Annotated in this window: 17 protein-coding genes; all 17 read right to left on the bottom strand. The window is 40.3% G+C overall.

Going from position 1 to position 18,665, the window contains the following annotated elements:
- Nucleotides 1-6: 6 nt before the first annotated feature.
- The 17 genes from ACTNBF_RS12445 to ACTNBF_RS12365 all read right to left on the bottom strand — a co-directional run bounded on the left by ACTNBF_RS12445 (nt 7) and on the right by ACTNBF_RS12365 (nt 18,527).
- On the bottom strand, nt 7-471 hold the full coding sequence (locus ACTNBF_RS12445; protein ID WP_441089382.1) for a S24/S26 family peptidase: 465 nt from the start codon (nt 469-471) through the stop codon (nt 7-9).
- Complete coding sequence (locus ACTNBF_RS12440; RefSeq protein WP_441089381.1) at nt 468-1,352, bottom strand: hypothetical protein; 885 nt, start codon at nt 1,350-1,352, stop codon at nt 468-470. Before ACTNBF_RS12440 ends, ACTNBF_RS12445 begins: the two co-directional genes overlap by 4 nt.
- Nucleotides 1,345-2,442, bottom strand: coding sequence for a radical SAM protein (locus tag ACTNBF_RS12435; RefSeq protein ID WP_291816738.1), 1,098 nt, complete (start codon nt 2,440-2,442; stop codon nt 1,345-1,347). Before ACTNBF_RS12435 ends, ACTNBF_RS12440 begins: the two co-directional genes overlap by 8 nt.
- 74 nt (nt 2,443-2,516) lie before the next feature.
- Entirely contained in the window at nt 2,517-2,951 is a 435-nt protein-coding gene (locus tag ACTNBF_RS12430) for a hypothetical protein (RefSeq protein WP_441089380.1), read from the bottom strand.
- Between the two features lies 1 nt (nt 2,952).
- Nucleotides 2,953-3,249 (bottom strand): PqqD family protein, encoded by a 297-nt coding sequence (locus tag ACTNBF_RS12425; RefSeq protein WP_427820112.1) that lies wholly within the window; start codon nt 3,247-3,249, stop codon nt 2,953-2,955.
- 79 nt (nt 3,250-3,328) lie between these two features.
- Complete coding sequence (locus ACTNBF_RS12420; protein ID WP_441089379.1) at nt 3,329-4,213, bottom strand: metallophosphoesterase; 885 nt, start codon at nt 4,211-4,213, stop codon at nt 3,329-3,331.
- A 169-nt stretch (nt 4,214-4,382) separates the two neighbouring features.
- Nucleotides 4,383-5,762, bottom strand: a complete 1,380-nt coding sequence (locus ACTNBF_RS12415) for a polysaccharide biosynthesis tyrosine autokinase (RefSeq protein ID WP_441089378.1) — start codon at nt 5,760-5,762, stop codon at nt 4,383-4,385.
- Between the two features lie 3 nt (nt 5,763-5,765).
- Nucleotides 5,766-7,274, bottom strand: coding sequence for a polysaccharide biosynthesis tyrosine autokinase (locus ACTNBF_RS12410; protein WP_441089377.1), 1,509 nt, complete (start codon nt 7,272-7,274; stop codon nt 5,766-5,768).
- Between the two features lie 13 nt (nt 7,275-7,287).
- Nucleotides 7,288-8,085 (bottom strand): hypothetical protein, encoded by a 798-nt coding sequence (locus ACTNBF_RS12405; protein WP_441089376.1) that lies wholly within the window; start codon nt 8,083-8,085, stop codon nt 7,288-7,290.
- A 335-nt stretch (nt 8,086-8,420) separates the two neighbouring features.
- Complete coding sequence (locus tag ACTNBF_RS12400; RefSeq protein WP_441089375.1) at nt 8,421-8,696, bottom strand: PqqD family protein; 276 nt, start codon at nt 8,694-8,696, stop codon at nt 8,421-8,423.
- Between the two features lie 12 nt (nt 8,697-8,708).
- Nucleotides 8,709-9,281 (bottom strand): hypothetical protein, encoded by a 573-nt coding sequence (locus tag ACTNBF_RS12395; protein WP_441089374.1) that lies wholly within the window; start codon nt 9,279-9,281, stop codon nt 8,709-8,711.
- Nucleotides 9,271-10,386, bottom strand: a complete 1,116-nt coding sequence (locus tag ACTNBF_RS12390; protein ID WP_441089373.1) for a radical SAM/SPASM domain-containing protein — start codon at nt 10,384-10,386, stop codon at nt 9,271-9,273. The genes ACTNBF_RS12395 and ACTNBF_RS12390 overlap by 11 nt, the downstream gene beginning before the upstream one ends.
- On the bottom strand, nt 10,373-11,263 hold the full coding sequence (locus ACTNBF_RS12385) for a hypothetical protein (RefSeq protein ID WP_441089372.1): 891 nt from the start codon (nt 11,261-11,263) through the stop codon (nt 10,373-10,375). The genes ACTNBF_RS12390 and ACTNBF_RS12385 overlap by 14 nt, the downstream gene beginning before the upstream one ends.
- 71 nt (nt 11,264-11,334) lie before the next feature.
- Nucleotides 11,335-11,598: a hypothetical protein gene (locus ACTNBF_RS12380; protein WP_441089371.1), complete on the bottom strand. Its 264-nt coding sequence runs from the start codon at nt 11,596-11,598 to the stop codon at nt 11,335-11,337.
- Nucleotides 11,599-11,618: 20 nt separating this feature from the next.
- The gene (locus ACTNBF_RS12375) at nt 11,619-17,498 is read right to left on the bottom strand and encodes a family 20 glycosylhydrolase (RefSeq protein ID WP_441089370.1); all 5,880 of its coding nucleotides are present in this window, start codon (nt 17,496-17,498) and stop codon (nt 11,619-11,621) included.
- A 504-nt stretch (nt 17,499-18,002) separates the two neighbouring features.
- Nucleotides 18,003-18,236: a hypothetical protein gene (locus ACTNBF_RS12370; protein WP_441089369.1), complete on the bottom strand. Its 234-nt coding sequence runs from the start codon at nt 18,234-18,236 to the stop codon at nt 18,003-18,005.
- 75 nt (nt 18,237-18,311) lie between these two features.
- Nucleotides 18,312-18,527 carry a hypothetical protein gene (locus ACTNBF_RS12365; RefSeq protein ID WP_441089368.1) on the bottom strand — a complete coding sequence of 72 codons (216 nt, stop codon included), beginning with the start codon at nt 18,525-18,527 and terminating at the stop codon, nt 18,312-18,314.
- Nucleotides 18,528-18,665: the final 138 nt, after the last annotated feature.

The following is an 18,665-nucleotide window of genomic DNA, read 5'->3' as shown; positions in this document are numbered from 1 at the left end:
TATAGTCTATAGTCCTCCGTCACAACTGCCCTGCCTTCGGATACCGGCATATAGCCGCATCATCACATGCCGCAATGGTATGATATGGATCCACACATGTTCAAAAAATTCCCACCAGAAGTCCCCGGGCGAGATCCATTTCCCTTTTCTCTGAACTCTGGTAATAACCGCAAACACCTGCGCTTCCGCTACCGGACCTTCGATTACCGTCTGCGCATCTCCCACGATATAGAGACCCTCCGGCTTCACTTTCCAGATACGGTGCATGATGTACTGACCGGTTTTTCTCTGGAAAAATACGATATCGCCGGGCTTTAAGGGGCGATTGGGCTTCCGGAAGTATACGTAATCTCTTTCATGGATCAGAAACGGGGACATACTGTTTCCGGAAACCAGAAGGCTTACCTCTTTGCCTTGCTGCACGAGGTCTTTTAGTATGGTTAGATATTCTTGTGTGTCTACCCTTCTCATAGGTCTATATCATCCTCCACAGTATTTGTTTCCGGAAAAATAGCCTGTTCCAGACATTGGACAGCATCCTCTGTCATATTGCAGGTAAGCTGATAAACCGGAATCTGACCGATCAGATCTTCAATCAGTTCCATTGCACGCTGCACAAATGCAGGGTTCCACTGGTTGATCGTGATCTGCGCATAGAGCTTTGTAAATGCCTGAACGGGAGAAAGCCGTTCTATATGATTGGTCTCCCCCTGTCTCAGCATCACAATCGTATAGAGAGGCGTATCTTCTGCTTCACAGATGTCTGATGAACCACAGACAGGCCAGCCACAGGCTGACCATACTCCGTCTATTTTTCTTAAAAGCGCACGGTCTCCATTGACAATTCTGCTGCCCCGGTATCGCTTCCACAATTCTGCCTGCGTGGATTTACCGATTCCGGAAGGAGCGGAAAACAGAATGGCTTTTCCTTTGTATACTGTATAGGCACAATGAAGAATCAGGCTGTCTCGTTTTATCATGTGCCGTTCTAAAGCAAACAGGGAAGTAAATACAGTATCAAAATGTATATCCTGAATCTTCTTTTCGGATAACTGGATTTTCGCGCAATTAACCCCATTCTCTCGGTATAAGGCATAAAACCCTTTTCTGCCTTTCGCACCTATCAATCGCCATTCAAATTCTTGACTAGAGTAAATCACGATATCCTCCCGATTGGCAATTGCAGATTTGTCCGGTCTTTGAATCGAACAAGAAAAGGAAATGGTATAAAAATAGGACGCTTTACCTTGAGATACCGCAAAAGTCATAAAATTGTCTGGAGGGATAATCTCTGTAGGATAAGAAAGAGAGAAACAGAAATCACCAACTTGAAATAGCTTTGCTTTATTCATAATCTAGCTCTTCCTTTAAACATTCTAAAGTTTGCTCCGTATATCGGCACATATACTCCGGTACACCCCCAAAACTTCCACTTTCATACAAGGCACATGCCGCACATGTCTGACATACATCCCGCTTGGAGCATCCCGTACATATATGACTCAAGCAAATATTCTTTACCCCATCAGAAATCGTTCTCCATGCATCATCAAAACTTTGATCAAAAACAGAAGCAGATGGTGTCTTAAGCATGACGCAGGGCTGCATTTTTCCCTGCCAGTTAATGGCAAAAGAACTCCTCCCTGCCAGGCATTTCATTTGGTCTCTATCCTCTGTGGCAGGCATTGGATGCTTCGCTTTAGAAAGGAACTGTTTTGCAGATTCCCGAAATTCAGTTTCAGATTGAGCATATTTTTGTATCATTATTCGTGACCGAGCAGCCTCCATGGGTGTCAATCTGGAATGAAAATCATATATTTTGCCACGTTCTCTTGTCGCAGGGTACATATACGTGTCAATATTAATTGGTGTATCCAGCTGGTATGCAATATCAAGTAGTTTCTTGACTTCTCCCTGGTTTGCATTTACAAGACTCCCATTGATCTTGACATCAATATTGCGCTCTTTGAGCAATTCTATCGAGCGAATTGTTTGTTCAAAACCTTTACTATAATGGCACAATCTCTCGTATGTATCCTCACAGGATCCATACAGTGTGATATTAATCCGTCGTGGCTTATGCTGTGCAAAGAAATCTGCCCATGCTTCATCAAGCAACGTTCCGTTTGTGTTGAGTGTAGGAATGATTCCCATCTGTTTCAAAGCCAAGTAGACTTTTTGAAACCCCGGATAAAGAAGCGGCTCTCCCCCGGTAAGTTGAAGGAATAACACACCACTTTTTTGCATTTGTCTACAAATACCAATCCATTCTTCTGGGGTACGCAGCCGACCTTTCCGCTCCATTTCCGAACGGCTGAGCCGGACATAACACATATCACAGTTCATATTGCAAAGGGGAAGAAGTTCCAGGCTCCCGTTGATGGGGACATTCTGCTTCTTCGCATTCTCAATCAAATATTTTTCAAGTGTACTATTATCCATAAAAACTTCCTAAAATTAAAAAGGAGGCTGCTGCTAAAACAATCAACAACAGTCCCTGTAAGGTTACATTATAGTTATGAATGATTCGGACGGGTATTATCAACATTGGTAACAATCAGTCTCCCCTTATGATGATATTCCTTATCTGCATTAGTATCTTTACTTGTCCAGGTAACATAATAAGTACCCTCTGCCTGTTGATACCCATAAATATTATATATCGGGCGATCCGTTTGAGTTACTCCTTTTATAGCTTCGAATCCACTGGCCGTGTCGCCATTAAAAGAAATTGTTGCGTTAAAGCCACATATTCCATGCTGCATTCCATCCCCATCTGTATACCATCCGCTCTCTTTCCCATTGTAATCGTCATATACTCCATTATCACCTTTTGCTTTCTTTGTACCTGGATATACGCACTGAATTGTTCCAGTGACACATGCAGCTACATATTCATTCGCCGTAAATTCCTGTACTAAAATTTCCGGCTCAATCCATTCTTTTTTCATATCAAACAACCTCCTCTAAAATCCTATACTTTAAAGACTCTTCCACAAAACGATCTGTAGATTTCCGAATCACTTCTTCCTCCACGTCATATTCTTGCATTCCTTTCCTAACTGCATCCTCTTTGGTATGAGGAGTCTGGAATACCTTCCAGAAGAACACAGCCGAATCATTTGGTGACATGACCGCATTCGAAATCATACATTCTTCATCCACCGGAACAATCACATATTCCCCGGCAATTTCTCGAAGAATATATCCTGGCTTAATACAATATTTCTTCTCTACATACTCTTCCATATCAAACCTTCCTTCTGATACTGAATATGTTTAATCGGCCTTTGTCACAAAGTATGTCTATTGGCATGATTTCACATTATCATTTACTCTGTATATGAATCACCGCAATCTCCGGAACATTATTGATCCTTGGCAGTATTTCTCCATAACTTCCGAGTCCGCTACTTACAAAGATATGCATCTGATCTTTTTGATACATACCATGGATATATTCAGGAAAATATCCCTGATCTCCGCCAAATACTCCCCCCAGCACAGGCAGAACCACCTGTCCTCCATGGTCATGGCCGCTGACTACAAGATTCACCTTCCATACAGAAGATGCATTTCCAAATATAAAACTGTCTGGTCTGTGCGACATCATAATCTTCAAACAGTCTGTATCCTGATACTCTTTCAAAAACGAACCGGCTTCTGCATCGATCGCCTCTGCCGAATCTTCGCCGTCCAGCCCAAAGGCATAGCCATACATCCCACCAATCCGGAGTGTCTGTCCTTTTATCTCAATATCCACATATTTCAATTCCAGACACGTAGCTCCAGCCTCATCAATCTTCTGAACCAGATCAGGATGTCCGTTTGTCATGTACGTTATCTCATGATTTCCCAGCGCATAATATATCGGGGAAATCTCATGAAGTGTACGTATCAGTTCTGTCACTACAGAGTCATCCTTCGAATCTTCATTCAGGAAATCACCATCCAGCAGGATGATGTCCGGTTCTTGCTGTGCGACTTTCCTCGCCAGCTCCTCATTTCCTTTTCCAAATTCATGTCCATGAAGATCCGACAGCACCACCAAAGTCAGTCCCTGTGATACTTTTTCTGTAGAATATGTATATTCCCTGATTGTCAGGCAATTATAGGATACGTATATGCTCACAGCAAGTCCTATCACCAAGATGAGTGCCAGTACGAGAAAAATTTTCTGACCGTTTCGTCTCATATTTTTCATTCCATCCATAATATATATGCCTTCTTAGGGCCTGGTAACCTCAAATATTAGGATTCTCTTTATTATAACCCACCTGATTTTAATAACCTCATCTTAAAGTATTAGATTTGTTCCACCTTTTTATGATTTTTTATTCTATATCCCCTGTTTTTCCCATTTTTTACGAAAAAGGAAACGATTATGCCCCATTCAATATTCCACCGATAATCTGAATCCGGCTCTCTGCCAGATGTTCCATTCCATCCATAATGTAATCCACCCTCGCAAAATCTTTCCTTACAACAAAGATCGCTCCGTCTGCATACTGTGCCAGAACAACCGCATCGGTCAGAAGTCCGGCCGGTGCACTGTCCAGGATCACATAATCTGCCCATTCCTCCATCTTTTCGATGATACGTTTCATAAGTTCCGTTCCAAGGAACTCAGAGCCATCTTTCATCGTACTTCCACCCGGAAGAAATAAAAGCTCTACATCAGAAGGAAGTCCCAATTCTGTACTTCCAATCAGGCACTCAGACATTTTCACTTTCTTCTCAAGGATCTCTGCCAATCCATCTCCCGGATCCAGATTCAGGATTTTGCGATCCGTGGGATGCCTCAAGTCACAATCGATTAGCACAACCTTTTTCCCTGCCTGCGCAAGCGACAATGCCAGATTTACCGCAACGGTACTTTTCCCTTCTCCGGCAAGGGCGCTCGTAATCAAAAAGGTTTTCATATGATAGGTATGTGCACTATATTCTACTTTATTTCGGATCATTCGAAACGATTCCAGGAACTTCTCATCTATTTTCGGATCCGTCAGAACTTTCCTCATCTGGCTGGATCTTGTTCGCCGCTTTTCATGGATTTCCGGAACTGCTCCCAGACATCTCGTGTGCATCCACTTGTGAATATCCTCTTCTTTGCGCACGGTTCTTCTTGTCACAACCAGAAGAGCCGTCCAGGCCATCGCCAGCAGGACTCCAAATGCCGCGCCTTTCACGGCACCGCGCTTAAAATCTCTCGGATTGTCCGGCTTAGGCGGGATACCGGTCTCATCCAGCATTTCCATATTCACCTTTCCCACGATCACTTCAGACACAGACGGATAATTCTTAATCACGGATTGAAGCGTTACATAGGCACGCTCCGCATCCACGTCCGTAACAGAAATCGTAAGAAGATTCGTATTTTCAACCACGGAAGCTTCAATATTTCCGGTCACTACGCCGGTTCCCATATCCTTTGCCACTTTACGTTTGAGTACTCCACTGGTCAGAATGTACGGAAATGTCGTCGCCATCTGTTCTGCCGCAGAATTATCAAAGAAATTCGACGATCCTGAATTTCCTCCCGCCTGCTGGTCACTCTGTATATTGATTGTAAATGTTGCAGAAGCCGTATATCTGGGCTGATACTGCATTCTGGCACGAGCGTAGAAGATTCCAGACCCTGATATCGTAAGAATCAAAACCCATGCCCACATCTTCCGGAATATACGAAAATAGTCTGACAGCAATCCGGTGATATCGATCAATTCCATTTCCTGACTTTTTTCATTTTCCTGATTCCCCATCGCTTATCTGGTCTCCTCTTTTTTCTGTGTTTTAGACTCATTCTCTTCCTGCCGTCTGTCATAATAATAAGATTGATACTTTCCGTATCCATAATATTTGCCATAACGGTATTTTCCATAGCCGTATCCATATCCATATCCGTAGCCATAACCATAGCCGGAGCTTATTACTGCATTACCAACCAGAACATCATTTAACACGCACCCGATCAGCCCATTTCCGTAATTCTCCAGCATATCGATCGTATCGTTAATGTACGGAATCTTCGCGCAGTTCTGTTTTACCACCAGCAAAGACAAATCGGTTTTTCTCGCCAGGATTTCTGCATCAGCCCTGCCCTTTGCAGCCGGACCGTCAATAATAATAAAATCCATCTTATTTTTCATCTCATTCAGGAACTCTCCGAACCGTCTCGATGTTAGAAACTCTGTAGCTCTTGCGTGCGGAACATTATTTACCAATAAATATAGCGATTTATCATCCACCTGAAATACCAGTTTTTCGAGATCCGTTACGAGCTGTGCTCCAAGCCCTGCTCCTTCCGGAACTTCTATGCCCATAGCCCCTGCAAGAGCCGTATTGCGAAGATCTCCTTCTATCAGAAGAACCTTCATCCCCCGCTGCGCCATCGCCAGCGCAAGATTGGCTGCCACGGTCGTTTTTCCTTCTTTATTAACTGTACTTGTAACCAAAAGAACCTTGTTCTGTTCCTGCCTGCTCTTATATAACAGTTTCGTACGCATTTTCTTAATTGTTTCCACAAATCCAAAGCTGACTGCCGGTTCCGTAATCAGCATTTTCTTTTTCTGCCGCTTGAGGCGCGCTTTCAGGTTCCGGTACGCCGGCTCGTGATTCAGCGTGCCAAATACAGTCGTGTCCAATTTGTCCGTCACATCATCCACACTCTTGATGTTGTCCTTTCGATAGGACATTACCGCCAGAAGAAGAACAACCAGCGCCGCAGATACCAGAAATCCTTTCTTCATCACATCTCTTCCCTGAAATGCCTGATCCGGTCTTGACGGGAAATTCGGTTCTTCAAACACCTCAAGTACCACATCACCAAGCACGTTTTTAGACACTTCCGGGTAATGCTCTAAGATACCATTCAGAAGCCGGAACGAGATCTCCGGTGAATAGCTAGTCACGGAAACAGTCAGAAGATTCGTCTCCGGTACAACTGCGATCCTGACTGTCCCCGGAAACAAATCCATTTCCAGGGAATCCGCTACCATTTTCTTCAATATCTGACTGTCCAGCACCGCCTGAAACACATCCGTCAGCTTCTGTGTCTGACTTTCATTTGCATAAGCCCCGGTGGTTGCCCCCTTTGCAGACACCACAAATGTTGTATTTGATGTATAAGTCGGACTATAAGAAGCCGCCGATGCAATATAGGAAAGAAAGGCCGCTGACAACGCGATAAACAGTACAACCCACCAATTTTTCAGCACATCCCGGAAAATATTATAAATATCCTCCATCTGTTTCTTCTGCATTTCCTTTTCCATATTTCTGACCTTTCTATCGTACTACCACAACCAGACGGCTCTTGCCGCTGCTCATCGTTCCTTCAACTACATAATCCACATAATAAGTTCCGGCCTGTGACGTATTCACATTCGACTCGATGGATAACTCTCCCTCTCTGTCTGCCTCTTGATAATATAAAGCAGGATCAAATGCTTCTCCCACGGACAGATAGATCAGATAGTCCTTTAATTTCACTTCAATTCCCGCATAGTTCTTATCGGAAATGCTGATCTGCGTTTTCAGATACACCGTATTTCCACCACTATCCATGACACGGAATTCGATCGGATACTCTCCGGCAGTCATCGTATTGATGGTTTTCTCCAGAGAGTATTTGATATTGGACGTCAGGTCCCCATCTAGCACACTCTGCGCCGATATGCAGGACAGAATGTCAATACTCTGTCCCACGGTAAAGCATAACGGTTTGTTCATATGAAATACCGGCGGAGCATAATCCTCGTACACCAAAGTCCGCTCGCATCTACCGACATTCATACTGCCATCTACCGCCGCATAAGTAATGATCCGCGTTCCTTCTTCTGTAAATGCAGACATACTTTCCACTACAACCGAATCCGTCACATCTCCGGAGCGACTGTCATTGGCAGTCACTCCGGCAAGCAGGTCTTCTTTTGCGGCAGTGACTGATACTCTCAGTTCTTCGCTGTCACAGGTCACTACCGGTGGCGTATTGTCCTGGATATGTTTTGAATATGTTCGAAACGCGACAAAGGCTCCTGTTGAAATCAGTAGGAGTATGACGCTGAAAACTCTTAATTTCTTCATCTATATCAATCTGCCTTTCTGCGAAAAAGTACCGATGAATGGCTAAATCTTATTCCTAAAAATACTCCCTTCCAGATCAACAGTCTTTTTGCTGTTTACCTGAAAGGGAGCACATCTGGAATTCATACATAAGCCTTCTAAATACAAAATTCCGAGGCTCAATCACTCACTCTGCTTTATCGGACTCATCGCCTAATAATCGCATAATATTAGAATTTTATTTATTATAACTCAGCTGGATTTCGTATCCTCATCTTAAAGTATTAGATTTTGTTAAATAATTTTTATGTTCTTTCCTGTAGACTGCCTGAAATTACTCCTACCACAAACACAATTTATTCTGAGAATTCTTCCAGTACATCCAGCCTTCTCATCTGTTCCAAGAATTCTTCTATATCATTTAGCGCCACACCTGGTTCCGTTTCAAATTCATCCAGAAGCCTTTTTAATAATTCTTCTTTTGATATTTCATCTTGAAGCTGCTCCCACAAAAATGCTCCTACTTCATTTGTCGTTATCATACCGGACAGCTTCAATGCCGCCTCTCCTAAAGGAACCAATACATAATCTCCCGCAATCTCGCGGACGGAAAATTCATATTTAAGCTTCATACTTTTTCTCCTCTAATGCTCGTACAGAGATACCAAAAGCGACTGTGAAATTAATTCATCTAATTCATTCATTTCTATCTGTTGATAGCTCTCTTTATTAATCGCATTTGGATCTTTCATATCAAAAGTAGCAAATCCCAAATCTCTGGTATAAAGGTCTATTGTACCAGATTCCGTTCGTTCCTCAGAAAGTGGAACAGAATAAACCGCTGCCTGTGTGCCTTCAGCTGTAAATATCACATAAACTCCATTACTATTTTCTTTTTTTGATAATTCAGTTCTGCCTGTTAAATAAATTCCATCTATTTTAAAATCTGGGTATTGCATGGAAAGAGCAGTTACCATACCGGCAGCAAGCCATTCTTCGTAATCTGCATTCGCCCTTTGTTCAATTGACATTTCCTGTCGTTCTTCTGTTTCACATGTTGCAGATTCGTCCTCGGACTCTTCCTCATTAATATTTCCATTTTTTAAAATCGTAAGTACACCAATAAGCACAAATATGCAAATAACAAATATGATCAAAAAAATAATTATTTTCCACAATGTATTTTTCTTTTTTCCTGAACATCTTTTATTTCTCAACGTATAGCCCTTCTTTCTGTCCTTTTACTATTTTTTCAATGGTTTTCTCTGCCATTTCTTTCAAATATGGAGCACATTCATTCACGTCACCAGTCTCAGCATATAACATGGCAACACATGGATTACATACTTCTTTTAAAGAACAACTTGTACATTTCTTCAATACTGACGTGCTCCGCACCTGATCTGTCAGTTCTTTCCAACAATCATGAAAAGATTTTTGAAATGGTGATACCTGCACTGGAAACGGCGTCATTCCACAAGCGCTCATAGTTCCATCCCAAGATACCCAAAAAGAACTTCTTCCAGCCCGACATTTCATATATTCTTCACATTGCCCCCAACTTTCATCTTTTTTCTCTCTTTTCATATAACTGTCCAACTGCCTTTGCAATACAGTCCGGCATTCCTTTTCAGTAAATTGGTAATGCATTTTTCTTAGATACATTTCTGCAGCCGTTTCTGCCGAAAAACGAGAATCACACTTTTCAGAATCTCTTCGAACAGGCGGAAACATATATGTTGACATTCTAACATTGATATTATGCTTTTTCCCAAAGTCGAGAATTTCTTCCATATCCTCCGAATTTTCCGGTATCATACTGGCATTTATAACTACCGGAATTCCTGTCTCTTTTATTTTTAAGATGGAAGACACTGCTTTTTCATAGCCATCTGCGTGTCCACATATACGTTGATAAGTCTCGGGAGATGCACCATATAAAGTAATATTTATTCGTGCAGGAGCTGCTCTTTTTAGCCACTCCAATGTTTCATAATCTATCAAAGTCCCGTTAGAATTAATCGAAAGAATAAAGCCCATCTCATGAAGTTTTGAATACAATTCTTTAAAATTTGGATATAAAAAAGGTTCTCCCCCAGTCAGTAGTAAATATAATGTTCCGTCTTTTTTACATTCTCTGGCTAATTCCAACCACTCATTCCATTGTTTAATTTGTTTTCCTTCTGCCTGTACTTGGCTTGCTGTTTTCCGGACATAACACATTTTACAACTAAAATTGCATATAGGAGACAATTCAAAACATCCACTCAAAGGAATTTTATTGGTGGACGCTTTATGATGTAAATAATCAGATACTCTCATTCAACATTCCTTCTTCCCAATATTTTTTTAATGTATCCACAGCATCTTTATCCGGACGACAAATTAACTTCACAACAGGAACACTCTGCACAAATTTCCCGACAATCTCAAATGCACGGTTAATCTCTGCTTTATTCCACAAAAACAGCTGTGTGCCGGTAACTAATGCACGAGTCTTCTGACTTTTAGTAAGATGCAGCACCTGATTTACTGCACCTTGCTCCAAAATCACAACCATTGCTAATGGAAGTGTACGATTAATACAAACTGTGGAAGATCCGCAGCAAGGATATCCATAGCCATACCACTTCCCCTCACACTCTCCTAAGAGAACCCGATCACCATTTATAATCTCTGCACCTGCATATTTCTCCCATAATTTCGCCTGCGTAGACTTTCCTGTACCAGAAGGTGCAGCAAAAACTATTCCTTTTCCGTTCCAGTCAATATAAGAAGCATGAAGGACAAAATCACCATGCTGAAGAAATTTACTATGCATTCCAGCACAACTAAAAAACCGAACTGCACTAAGTGGAGTCTGATTTACCATATTCGGATGAAAATAACAGGTAATATGATTCTCATGTTCTAATTCCTCCAGCCAATAACCAAACCCAAATCGACACGTTGCCCAATGATAAATGATCAGACACCCTTTGTCTGTTTCATATAATTCATATGTTTCATTTTTCTGCAAAAGGTATTTTTTCTGATAATCTTCTAACTGTAAAATCCTACTCTCATATGTTATTGTATCAACATAAGTATCTCTCTCATTTTCTGATATTAAATAACGTTCCATAAATTCATCTTGACTTAAAGATATATTATCTTTCCGCCAACAGAACTGTAAGTTTCCAATTCGATAGTAATACATTATTCCCCTTTCAAAAAAGGCGGTGCCATGAATCCACAGCAGCCGCCTCATTTATACGTATTAGCAACTCATTAAGAATAAATAAATGTTACACCACCAGTCATACTAGGTCCATGATAGCACAGCGTATCACTTCCATCACCATCATCTGGTGTCAAATCAACATCACAATGATCTGCATTGAAAAAGTAACCTCCATCCGTATGGTCATTGCATACGGAATAATCATAATGATTCAGAGGCTGATACCCCTGGCTGGAGCAACTGGCTGCAATAGCCGCATCCAGCTGAAAGGATTCCACTGTAAGAATAGGTTTTTGATATATTCTTTTCATTACACCGTTTCCTCCTTTCTCTACCGTGCTGTTACTTTAATACTAACTGTAGCTGATTCTCCAGCCGTCCCATCTGCACCATATCCCGTAACTGTATATTTCTGTGTACCAAGAGATGTTGCTTTAAAGGTAATTGTCCAATCTTTTGTTCCATCACCATTTTCTTTAATCGATGTCTTTATGCTTACATCACGACCAGCTGAATTCTGAACTTTCAAAGTTTCCACATCATCCGATGTTTTTACTTTTATAATTGCATCTTTATTTCGCTTCACAGTCTCTGTTGTAAATTCAGCACTGAGAATATCATAATTTGCTTCTTCAACCTGAGCATTGGAACCTTCTACATAATTGATTGTCTGTTCAACTACATCTTGATCAGACAGAATCTGTACAGAAGCAGTCTCATTACCTGACCCAATCTTTAGATCCGTAATTGATAAAACGCCATCACCTAAATTATCAATAACGACATAAACATAGTTATTTGAGCCAAACACATTGGCCACACCTTGACTGCCCATTAAATTAAAGTATTGCGCTGTACACGAAGAAATTGATATGCCTTCATTGCCAGTTCCTGCACCTACAATTTCATCAAAATCTGCATCCAGAACACTTACATGTAACACTACAGCTTCTCCATTAGCCGATTTTGCACCAATGTCAATGCTTGCAGGAAGTGTTGTTCCATCTACCTGAATTTTGAATCCGATTGCCTGATCCCCTGTCAAATAAACCTCATTATTGGGGCCAATGGTTTTATAATCAGAAAGTTTTACACCCTCTTGATTTTTATCGACAAAGGAAACTCCCTCTACATAATCGGTATCTTCTGCATCTGCTGTTTCATCAAATGTATTTGCTGCAATCAACATTGAACGAACTTCTTTAATAGAAGGATCTGCTTCACCATCTGCAACATATGCCATATAAGCAATACCAGCATCGCTGTTTGGTGTCATATTTGCCGCACTTGCTGATGCATTAATCGGATTATAGATCCGAATTGCATCAAAATGGAATTGACCGTTATTTTGCAAGGATTCATATTCTGATGTAGTATTTGGTGCGGAAACACCAATCTCTACATAATATGTACCGTAATCCAGATTCTCAATAGAAACAACTGGAATCTGATACAGTGTCAAATCACTCTCACTTTTGTTAAGTACTGTAACCCTTTTTGCCAAATTAGTTTTTTCTGCATCACTGTATACAGATACACGGATAAATCCTTCATCTTGTCCGGTACGGCTGATTATATCAAAGCCAGTACCCGTAAAAGAAAAGTTCACAGTTGTACTTGTTGAACCTGCACCGATTACTTTCCAGCTACTGTCATCTGATTGATATTTATCATCTGCATAACTGCTATCATAACCATACTGATTCTGTCCAACAGTTCCATCATCTTGCGGTCCATCCGCATTATTATCTCCATCAACCGTTACTTTTTTCCAGTCTGTACCAGTTGTTGCAAATGTAAACACTTTATCTGCAAAATCTGTCTCATAGTAAACATTTGTTGCTGGAATAATATCTACCTCAACCAGAATATAGTAAGTTACATAATCAGAATCACTTAATGCACTATCCTTCACTTCATAAACCGCATACACTTTTTCCACTTCAGAAAGCATCTTAGTCAGCTGAAACTGAATAACATCTGCTTTATTATCCTCGCTACTATCCAGAAGTTGATAGGTTCCATTACCATTTGCAGGAGTAAATTCTGTATTCAACTCTGTACGAATACCAGTAGTATTGGTACGTACATTAGTATGCGCACCATTTTTTGTAACACCATAGAAAGAATAAACAACTTCGCTACTTCTTGTGGCACTACTTCTTACAGTAAGGTTATCTGTAATATTAGCAATGTCAATATTAATAGCTTTTCCATAATCAATTACAATCTGTTCTTTTTCAATCGAAGCAAAGCTGTTCAATACTGTCAGCTTCTGATTCGCACGTCCATTAATAGCAATATTTTTGCCGTTAGATGTATAATAAGCTCTAGAGCTAACTGTATTAATATAAGGAGTATCCGTATCCATTACCGTTCTCTTAATACCGTATACACAAAGCTGTGTATCTACCGGTGCTCCCAACACGAGTAACTGTTTCAATTCATCTTCTGAATTGATTGCGACCTTATAAGAACCTCTTTCCAAAGAGGTACTTTCTGTACCTCCATTGGCTGCCTCGATCATGTCTGTAATTTCTGCCACCGTTTTTTCCACAGGCGTATCGCTGTTCAGCGTGCCATCCTGAGTCGGAGACGGACGATCATAGGTATGATAGTATACAATAATATCACTTATCACCGTTATCGCGCCATTCGTCTTATCCGAATCATATAACGTAATCGAATTACCTGACAGTTTACTGCCCAAGGTGTCATCTACAAAAGAGATATTTTTAATTGGTACAGAACGAAGGTTCAGAACATTAAAGCTATATGCAACGTTTGTTCCTGCTTCTACAATAGCACCATAATCTATAGAATTACCTGTTTCTGCATTATATTGTCCTTTAGTAGTAACAGCTTCTGTATCCATAATCTGAATGTTAGTAGCAAATCGCAGGTTAGAAGCTGTTGTATGTCGCTCTGCATAAAACATATCAAAGCTGTAGATACCACCATCCACCAGACCAAGTTCATCAGCCACATCATTCAGATATAATTTGTCAGCACATGATCCATGAGCTCCACCGATATCCATTGCCAGCTTTCCATTAATATAGAAATAAACATCATCATCACCAGCAAATTCAAAATATAGGTTCTGATCAGCATAGTATACAAATGAACCATTTGCATGCATTGTAAAGTGGAAGTTCTCACCATCTACTGCATCAGTTGTGTCCCCATATTCGTAATCACTGCCTTCATAACCAAGTCCGTTGATTGGGTCGAATTTACCAGGACTATTACTGGTACCAGTAGTTAAATCAGTATTGTAAAGATAATTTCCTGTTGTTTCTGTCTGATAACGCGCATCAATTGTGTATAAACCTGTATTTTCATCATACAACATACGTAACTTATTTACATCTGACACCGGTGTATTATAGGTTGCATTACCATCACCTGTTGTAGAGCGATACAAGTTAGTCAATAAATAATAAGCAAGATCCGTAGACGTGGCAATATTACTCCAATTCAGATATCCGCCATTCGTTCCTGTACTGGTCTTTGCCAATGTATCTGTCCAGCTACCCGGTATGCTTTTAACTGCATTAACTTTTTCAGAAATAGTGGTATTCCAATTAATTACAGTGGAATGTTTCCAATCACCACAGGAATCTTCTGTTCCAGTCAAATCAGAATAATATCCTGCATTAATCAGCGCCGCAACATATTCAACAGTTGCCTGAGTATATACTAAATTTCCATCTACCAAAGTGGATTCTGTCAGTCCCTGTCGTCTCCACACATCGTCATCTGCATATTCCTCCTGTGAAGCCGGAGTGCCCGGAAGTAAATTTTCATAAGCAGACGCCCATGGTTTCAGCAAATCATACGCTCCTAAATTTGTTGCATTTTGGTCATACTCAAATAAAACACCATCTGCTCGGAAATCCAGAATTTCTATCGGAATTTCAATATAACTGCTTGTCGTATCAGATAATATAAGTGCATTGATCGCAGCTCTTAAAGAGACTTCAGCTTCGTCAATCTGCTCTTGTGTAGTTTCTGTACTTTCTTCATAAGCGCTGAGATAAACATTTATTGCAGACTCCAGTTCCGTCTGTAGTGCACTAAATTCTTCTGCTCCATATCTACCGTCATCATTGCTGTAGCTACGCGCTTCAATAATCGCATTATATAAAGAACGCGTTGCAAGAACACCTATACTCTCAATTTTCTTATACAAAGTATGCATATTGTTGCTATCACTTGTACCCGAATTCCATCTTGAGAAAATTTGCCCATTAGAAGCATAATAATTAATCGCATTATTTCCATTAGACAACTGTACTTTTCCACCAGAAATTGTCGCTGTTATATTCTGTGGTGTTGAACTGACAGAAACCCCATTATTACTAATATACAAATACTCTCCAGAAGCATTAGTAATATAATATGTACCATCGTCTTGCTGAGTAAATGTCCACTCATATGTACTATCCACCGGAGTTGCAACTGAATTTTCAATGGTTACTGTACTATTACCAAGCCCACTGCCACTGGCATTTGTATTCATTGCTTGATTTGTCCCATTAACAATAATATATGTTCCATCTTCAATTGTATCCGTCGCCTTAGGATCCCAAGATATCTCTGAAACTTTCCACCAATTATTTTTAGCTTCGGTAATTACAATCTGAATATAGCGAATCTGCATATTTCCTGCATCTTTTTTATAGGAATCTGTAACAGATTCAGAGGAACTTCCGCTATGCGTACCGATTGTCGTCCAAGTAGTGCCATCAGTAGAAACCTGAACATTAGCATTGGTACAAGTATCTCCATCAGCCGGAGAAGTCACCGTGATACTAGTGACCGTTTGAACTTCTCCTAAATCTACACGAATATAAGTCCCGACATCCTGTGCTCCATTGGTCCATGCATAAGTTCCAGTATCTCCGTCAATGACATTACCGCCATCATAATACCAGCCACTAGATGCATTCGTAGAAACCGTAGGTGATGCAAAATTCACAAGTTCATAACCAGCCCCCTGTGTCGGTGCAGGCAAATCACTGTCTTCCTCGGAACTAGCAAGCGCTGCACTAAAATCGGAAAAATAACTCGTAATATTTGTCTTAATCTCCTCAGCAGTTTCACGATTAGCATCATCACACCAAATAGCAAGACTGGCTCCCAGAATATTCTCATTTTCATCCACAGTCGCCCCATTAAAAGTTAACGGAGTCCAGCCGGATAAATTTGGTTTCCATTCATAACTCTTCAGCACATAATAAAGTGCATTAGAATTAAAATTAACCACTTTATATCCATTATTTAAAATGCTCGTCGGGTCACCATTCCAGCAATTAATAACAACATCTGTACTCAACCCATTCCCTACTGCCTGTCCATCATTCCAGGCATAAGCAGTCATATTCTTACTTTTCACATAAGACGCCAAATTATTTAAGTACGTTGCTATAGTTTCTGTACTACTTCCATTTGCAGCAAATTCATCGCCACCAATACAAAAATCGGTGCACCCAATACCCAAAAAGAAATCTACATATTTTTCTATTAATGCAGTAGCAAAATTGACAGCTTCCTTATTCTCAAGATTTAACGCATAGGAAGGTCCATTGTCTATTCCCCAAGTTCCAACATTTCTATATGTTGGGAAATACCACAAAATCTGTCCCATATGTCCCGGGCTGTTTAATTCTGGAATAATCTTGATTCCAGAAGCCTGTGCATAACCTACAATTTCTCTCATGTCAGTCTGCGTTAAATATTCACTAGAATCCCAATTGCTCAATCCCTGGCAAACATCAACAGCACCTTCATTTTGTTTCTTCAAAAAATCAGAATCCGAAAGATTTTGTGGATTCTCGACCAAATGAGCCATAAATTCTTGATCATACTCTACAGTATTACCACTTCCATCATCAAATGAAAGACTCATATCATCCAACAAGAGGCGGAAACCTTCATCATTGGAGAAGCTAATATACAGCGTATTCATATTGTTTGAAGCCATTTCATCAATAATTGATTTAAACCAATCCACGCTGAAATATTTTCGGCCAGCATCTACAAACAGCGCTCGAATAGAATAATCACTACTGTAGGTAGTATCCACATCGTTTTGCGCATCGGCGTCTTCTTCACCAGCCGCAATTGCACTGCTTGGTAATATTGAAAACACCATACACAGCACCAGCAACATAGAAAACAATTTCCTCATTACTTTACGTTTCATCCTTTTTCCTCCCTTTTTATTTATAAGTTTTTGAAATCTAACACTTTATATAACTTTTAGATTCCTTTATCAAAAAATTATCACCCCTTTGGTCAAAAGATCTATTAAATGATAGGAAATGCAGGCCTTACTCTTCATTTCACTAATCTTCCCTTATATTGTCTGCAATACACTATTTTCATTAATCTATCTTTCTTTATTCAATTCCACACTTCTCATTGTCAGTCATATAATTCCGGTTTATCGGACTCACCACCTAGTAAGCGCATAATATTAGAATCTTATTCATTATAACTCACCTATTTTTCACATCCTCATCTTAAAGTACTAGAATTTGACGCTTTTTTTATGTTTTTCGTGTATTTTGTACCCACACAAACTCACCGTAAATTGCTCTTAGTGTAGACAAAGAATAAGCGAAATCAAAAAAAGATGCCGAGAGCAATTTCTACGCTTTTGCCCTCCGCATCTTTTCTTTTCATTCATATTTACTTAGATATCAATCTATCTCCAATAACTCTCTACATCCTTCTCCGCCTGTTCTCTGGAGATTTCGAATTTCCGCATTACTCTTTGGATTGCAACATCTTTCTCTATTTCCAAATCGTACAATGTTTCCACTACGCCTTTTACCACGCCGAGTTCCATGCCACATTCCATACCACGCGTCATTCCACGCTCCATTCCAATCTCTATTCCTTCATTATACAAATCTTCCAATGCCTTACACATATCCACAGTCTACTTCCTCTGATTCTTTCCTATATTTTCCTTCAATATTTTCTCCGAGTACAGAGATCCCAACAAATCAACCTATCTCCAATAACTCTCCACATCCTTTTCTGCCTGCTCTCTGGATATTTCGAATTTCTGCATTACTCTTTGGATTGCAGCATCTTTCTCTATTCCAAAATCGTACAATGTTTCCACTACGCCTTTTACCACGCCGAGTTCCATGCCACATTCCATTCCACGCTCCATTCCAATCTCTATTCCTTCATTATACAAATCTTCCAATGCCTTACACATATCCACAGTCTCCTTTCCCTGACTTTACTCTATATTTTCCTTCAACATTCTCTCCGAATGCAAAAATTCCCGGATCACATAATACGTTTCTTCATCTACATTTTGAAAATACTCTTTTCTTTCGTTTATGTACTTCAG

This window comes from Bariatricus sp. HCP28S3_A4 (assembly GCF_052066395.1).
GTDB lineage: Bacteria > Bacillota > Clostridia > Lachnospirales > Lachnospiraceae > Allocoprococcus.
This window is presented reverse-complemented; position numbering and strand designations above follow the sequence as displayed.

Bases quoted from the DNA above. Each gene is read 5' to 3' on its own strand.
- ACTNBF_RS12400 (WP_441089375.1), bottom strand. From the start codon at position 8,696: ATGAAGCTTAAATATGAATTTTCCGTCCGCGAGATTGCGGGAGATTAT.
- ACTNBF_RS12385 (WP_441089372.1), bottom strand. From the start codon at position 11,263: ATGTATTACTATCGAATTGGAAACTTACAGTTCTGTTGGCGGAAAGAT.
- ACTNBF_RS12405 (WP_441089376.1), bottom strand. From the start codon at position 8,085: ATGAAGAAATTAAGAGTTTTCAGCGTCATACTCCTACTGATTTCAACA.
- ACTNBF_RS12425 (WP_427820112.1), bottom strand. From the start codon at position 3,249: ATGGAAGAGTATGTAGAGAAGAAATATTGTATTAAGCCAGGATATATT.
- ACTNBF_RS12440 (WP_441089381.1), bottom strand. From the start codon at position 1,352: ATGAATAAAGCAAAGCTATTTCAAGTTGGTGATTTCTGTTTCTCTCTT.
- ACTNBF_RS12380 (WP_441089371.1), bottom strand. From the start codon at position 11,598: ATGAAAAGAATATATCAAAAACCTATTCTTACAGTGGAATCCTTTCAG.
- ACTNBF_RS12390 (WP_441089373.1), bottom strand. From the start codon at position 10,386: ATGAGAGTATCTGATTATTTACATCATAAAGCGTCCACCAATAAAATT.
- ACTNBF_RS12415 (WP_441089378.1), bottom strand. From the start codon at position 5,762: ATGGGGAATCAGGAAAATGAAAAAAGTCAGGAAATGGAATTGATCGAT.
- ACTNBF_RS12365 (WP_441089368.1), bottom strand. From the start codon at position 18,527: ATGTGTAAGGCATTGGAAGATTTGTATAATGAAGGAATAGAGATTGGA.
- ACTNBF_RS12375 (WP_441089370.1), bottom strand. From the start codon at position 17,498: ATGAAACGTAAAGTAATGAGGAAATTGTTTTCTATGTTGCTGGTGCTG.
- ACTNBF_RS12420 (WP_441089379.1), bottom strand. From the start codon at position 4,213: ATGGATGGAATGAAAAATATGAGACGAAACGGTCAGAAAATTTTTCTC.
- ACTNBF_RS12445 (WP_441089382.1), bottom strand. From the start codon at position 471: ATGAGAAGGGTAGACACACAAGAATATCTAACCATACTAAAAGACCTC.
- ACTNBF_RS12430 (WP_441089380.1), bottom strand. From the start codon at position 2,951: ATGAAAAAAGAATGGATTGAGCCGGAAATTTTAGTACAGGAATTTACG.
- ACTNBF_RS12410 (WP_441089377.1), bottom strand. From the start codon at position 7,274: ATGGAAAAGGAAATGCAGAAGAAACAGATGGAGGATATTTATAATATT.
- ACTNBF_RS12435 (WP_291816738.1), bottom strand. From the start codon at position 2,442: ATGGATAATAGTACACTTGAAAAATATTTGATTGAGAATGCGAAGAAG.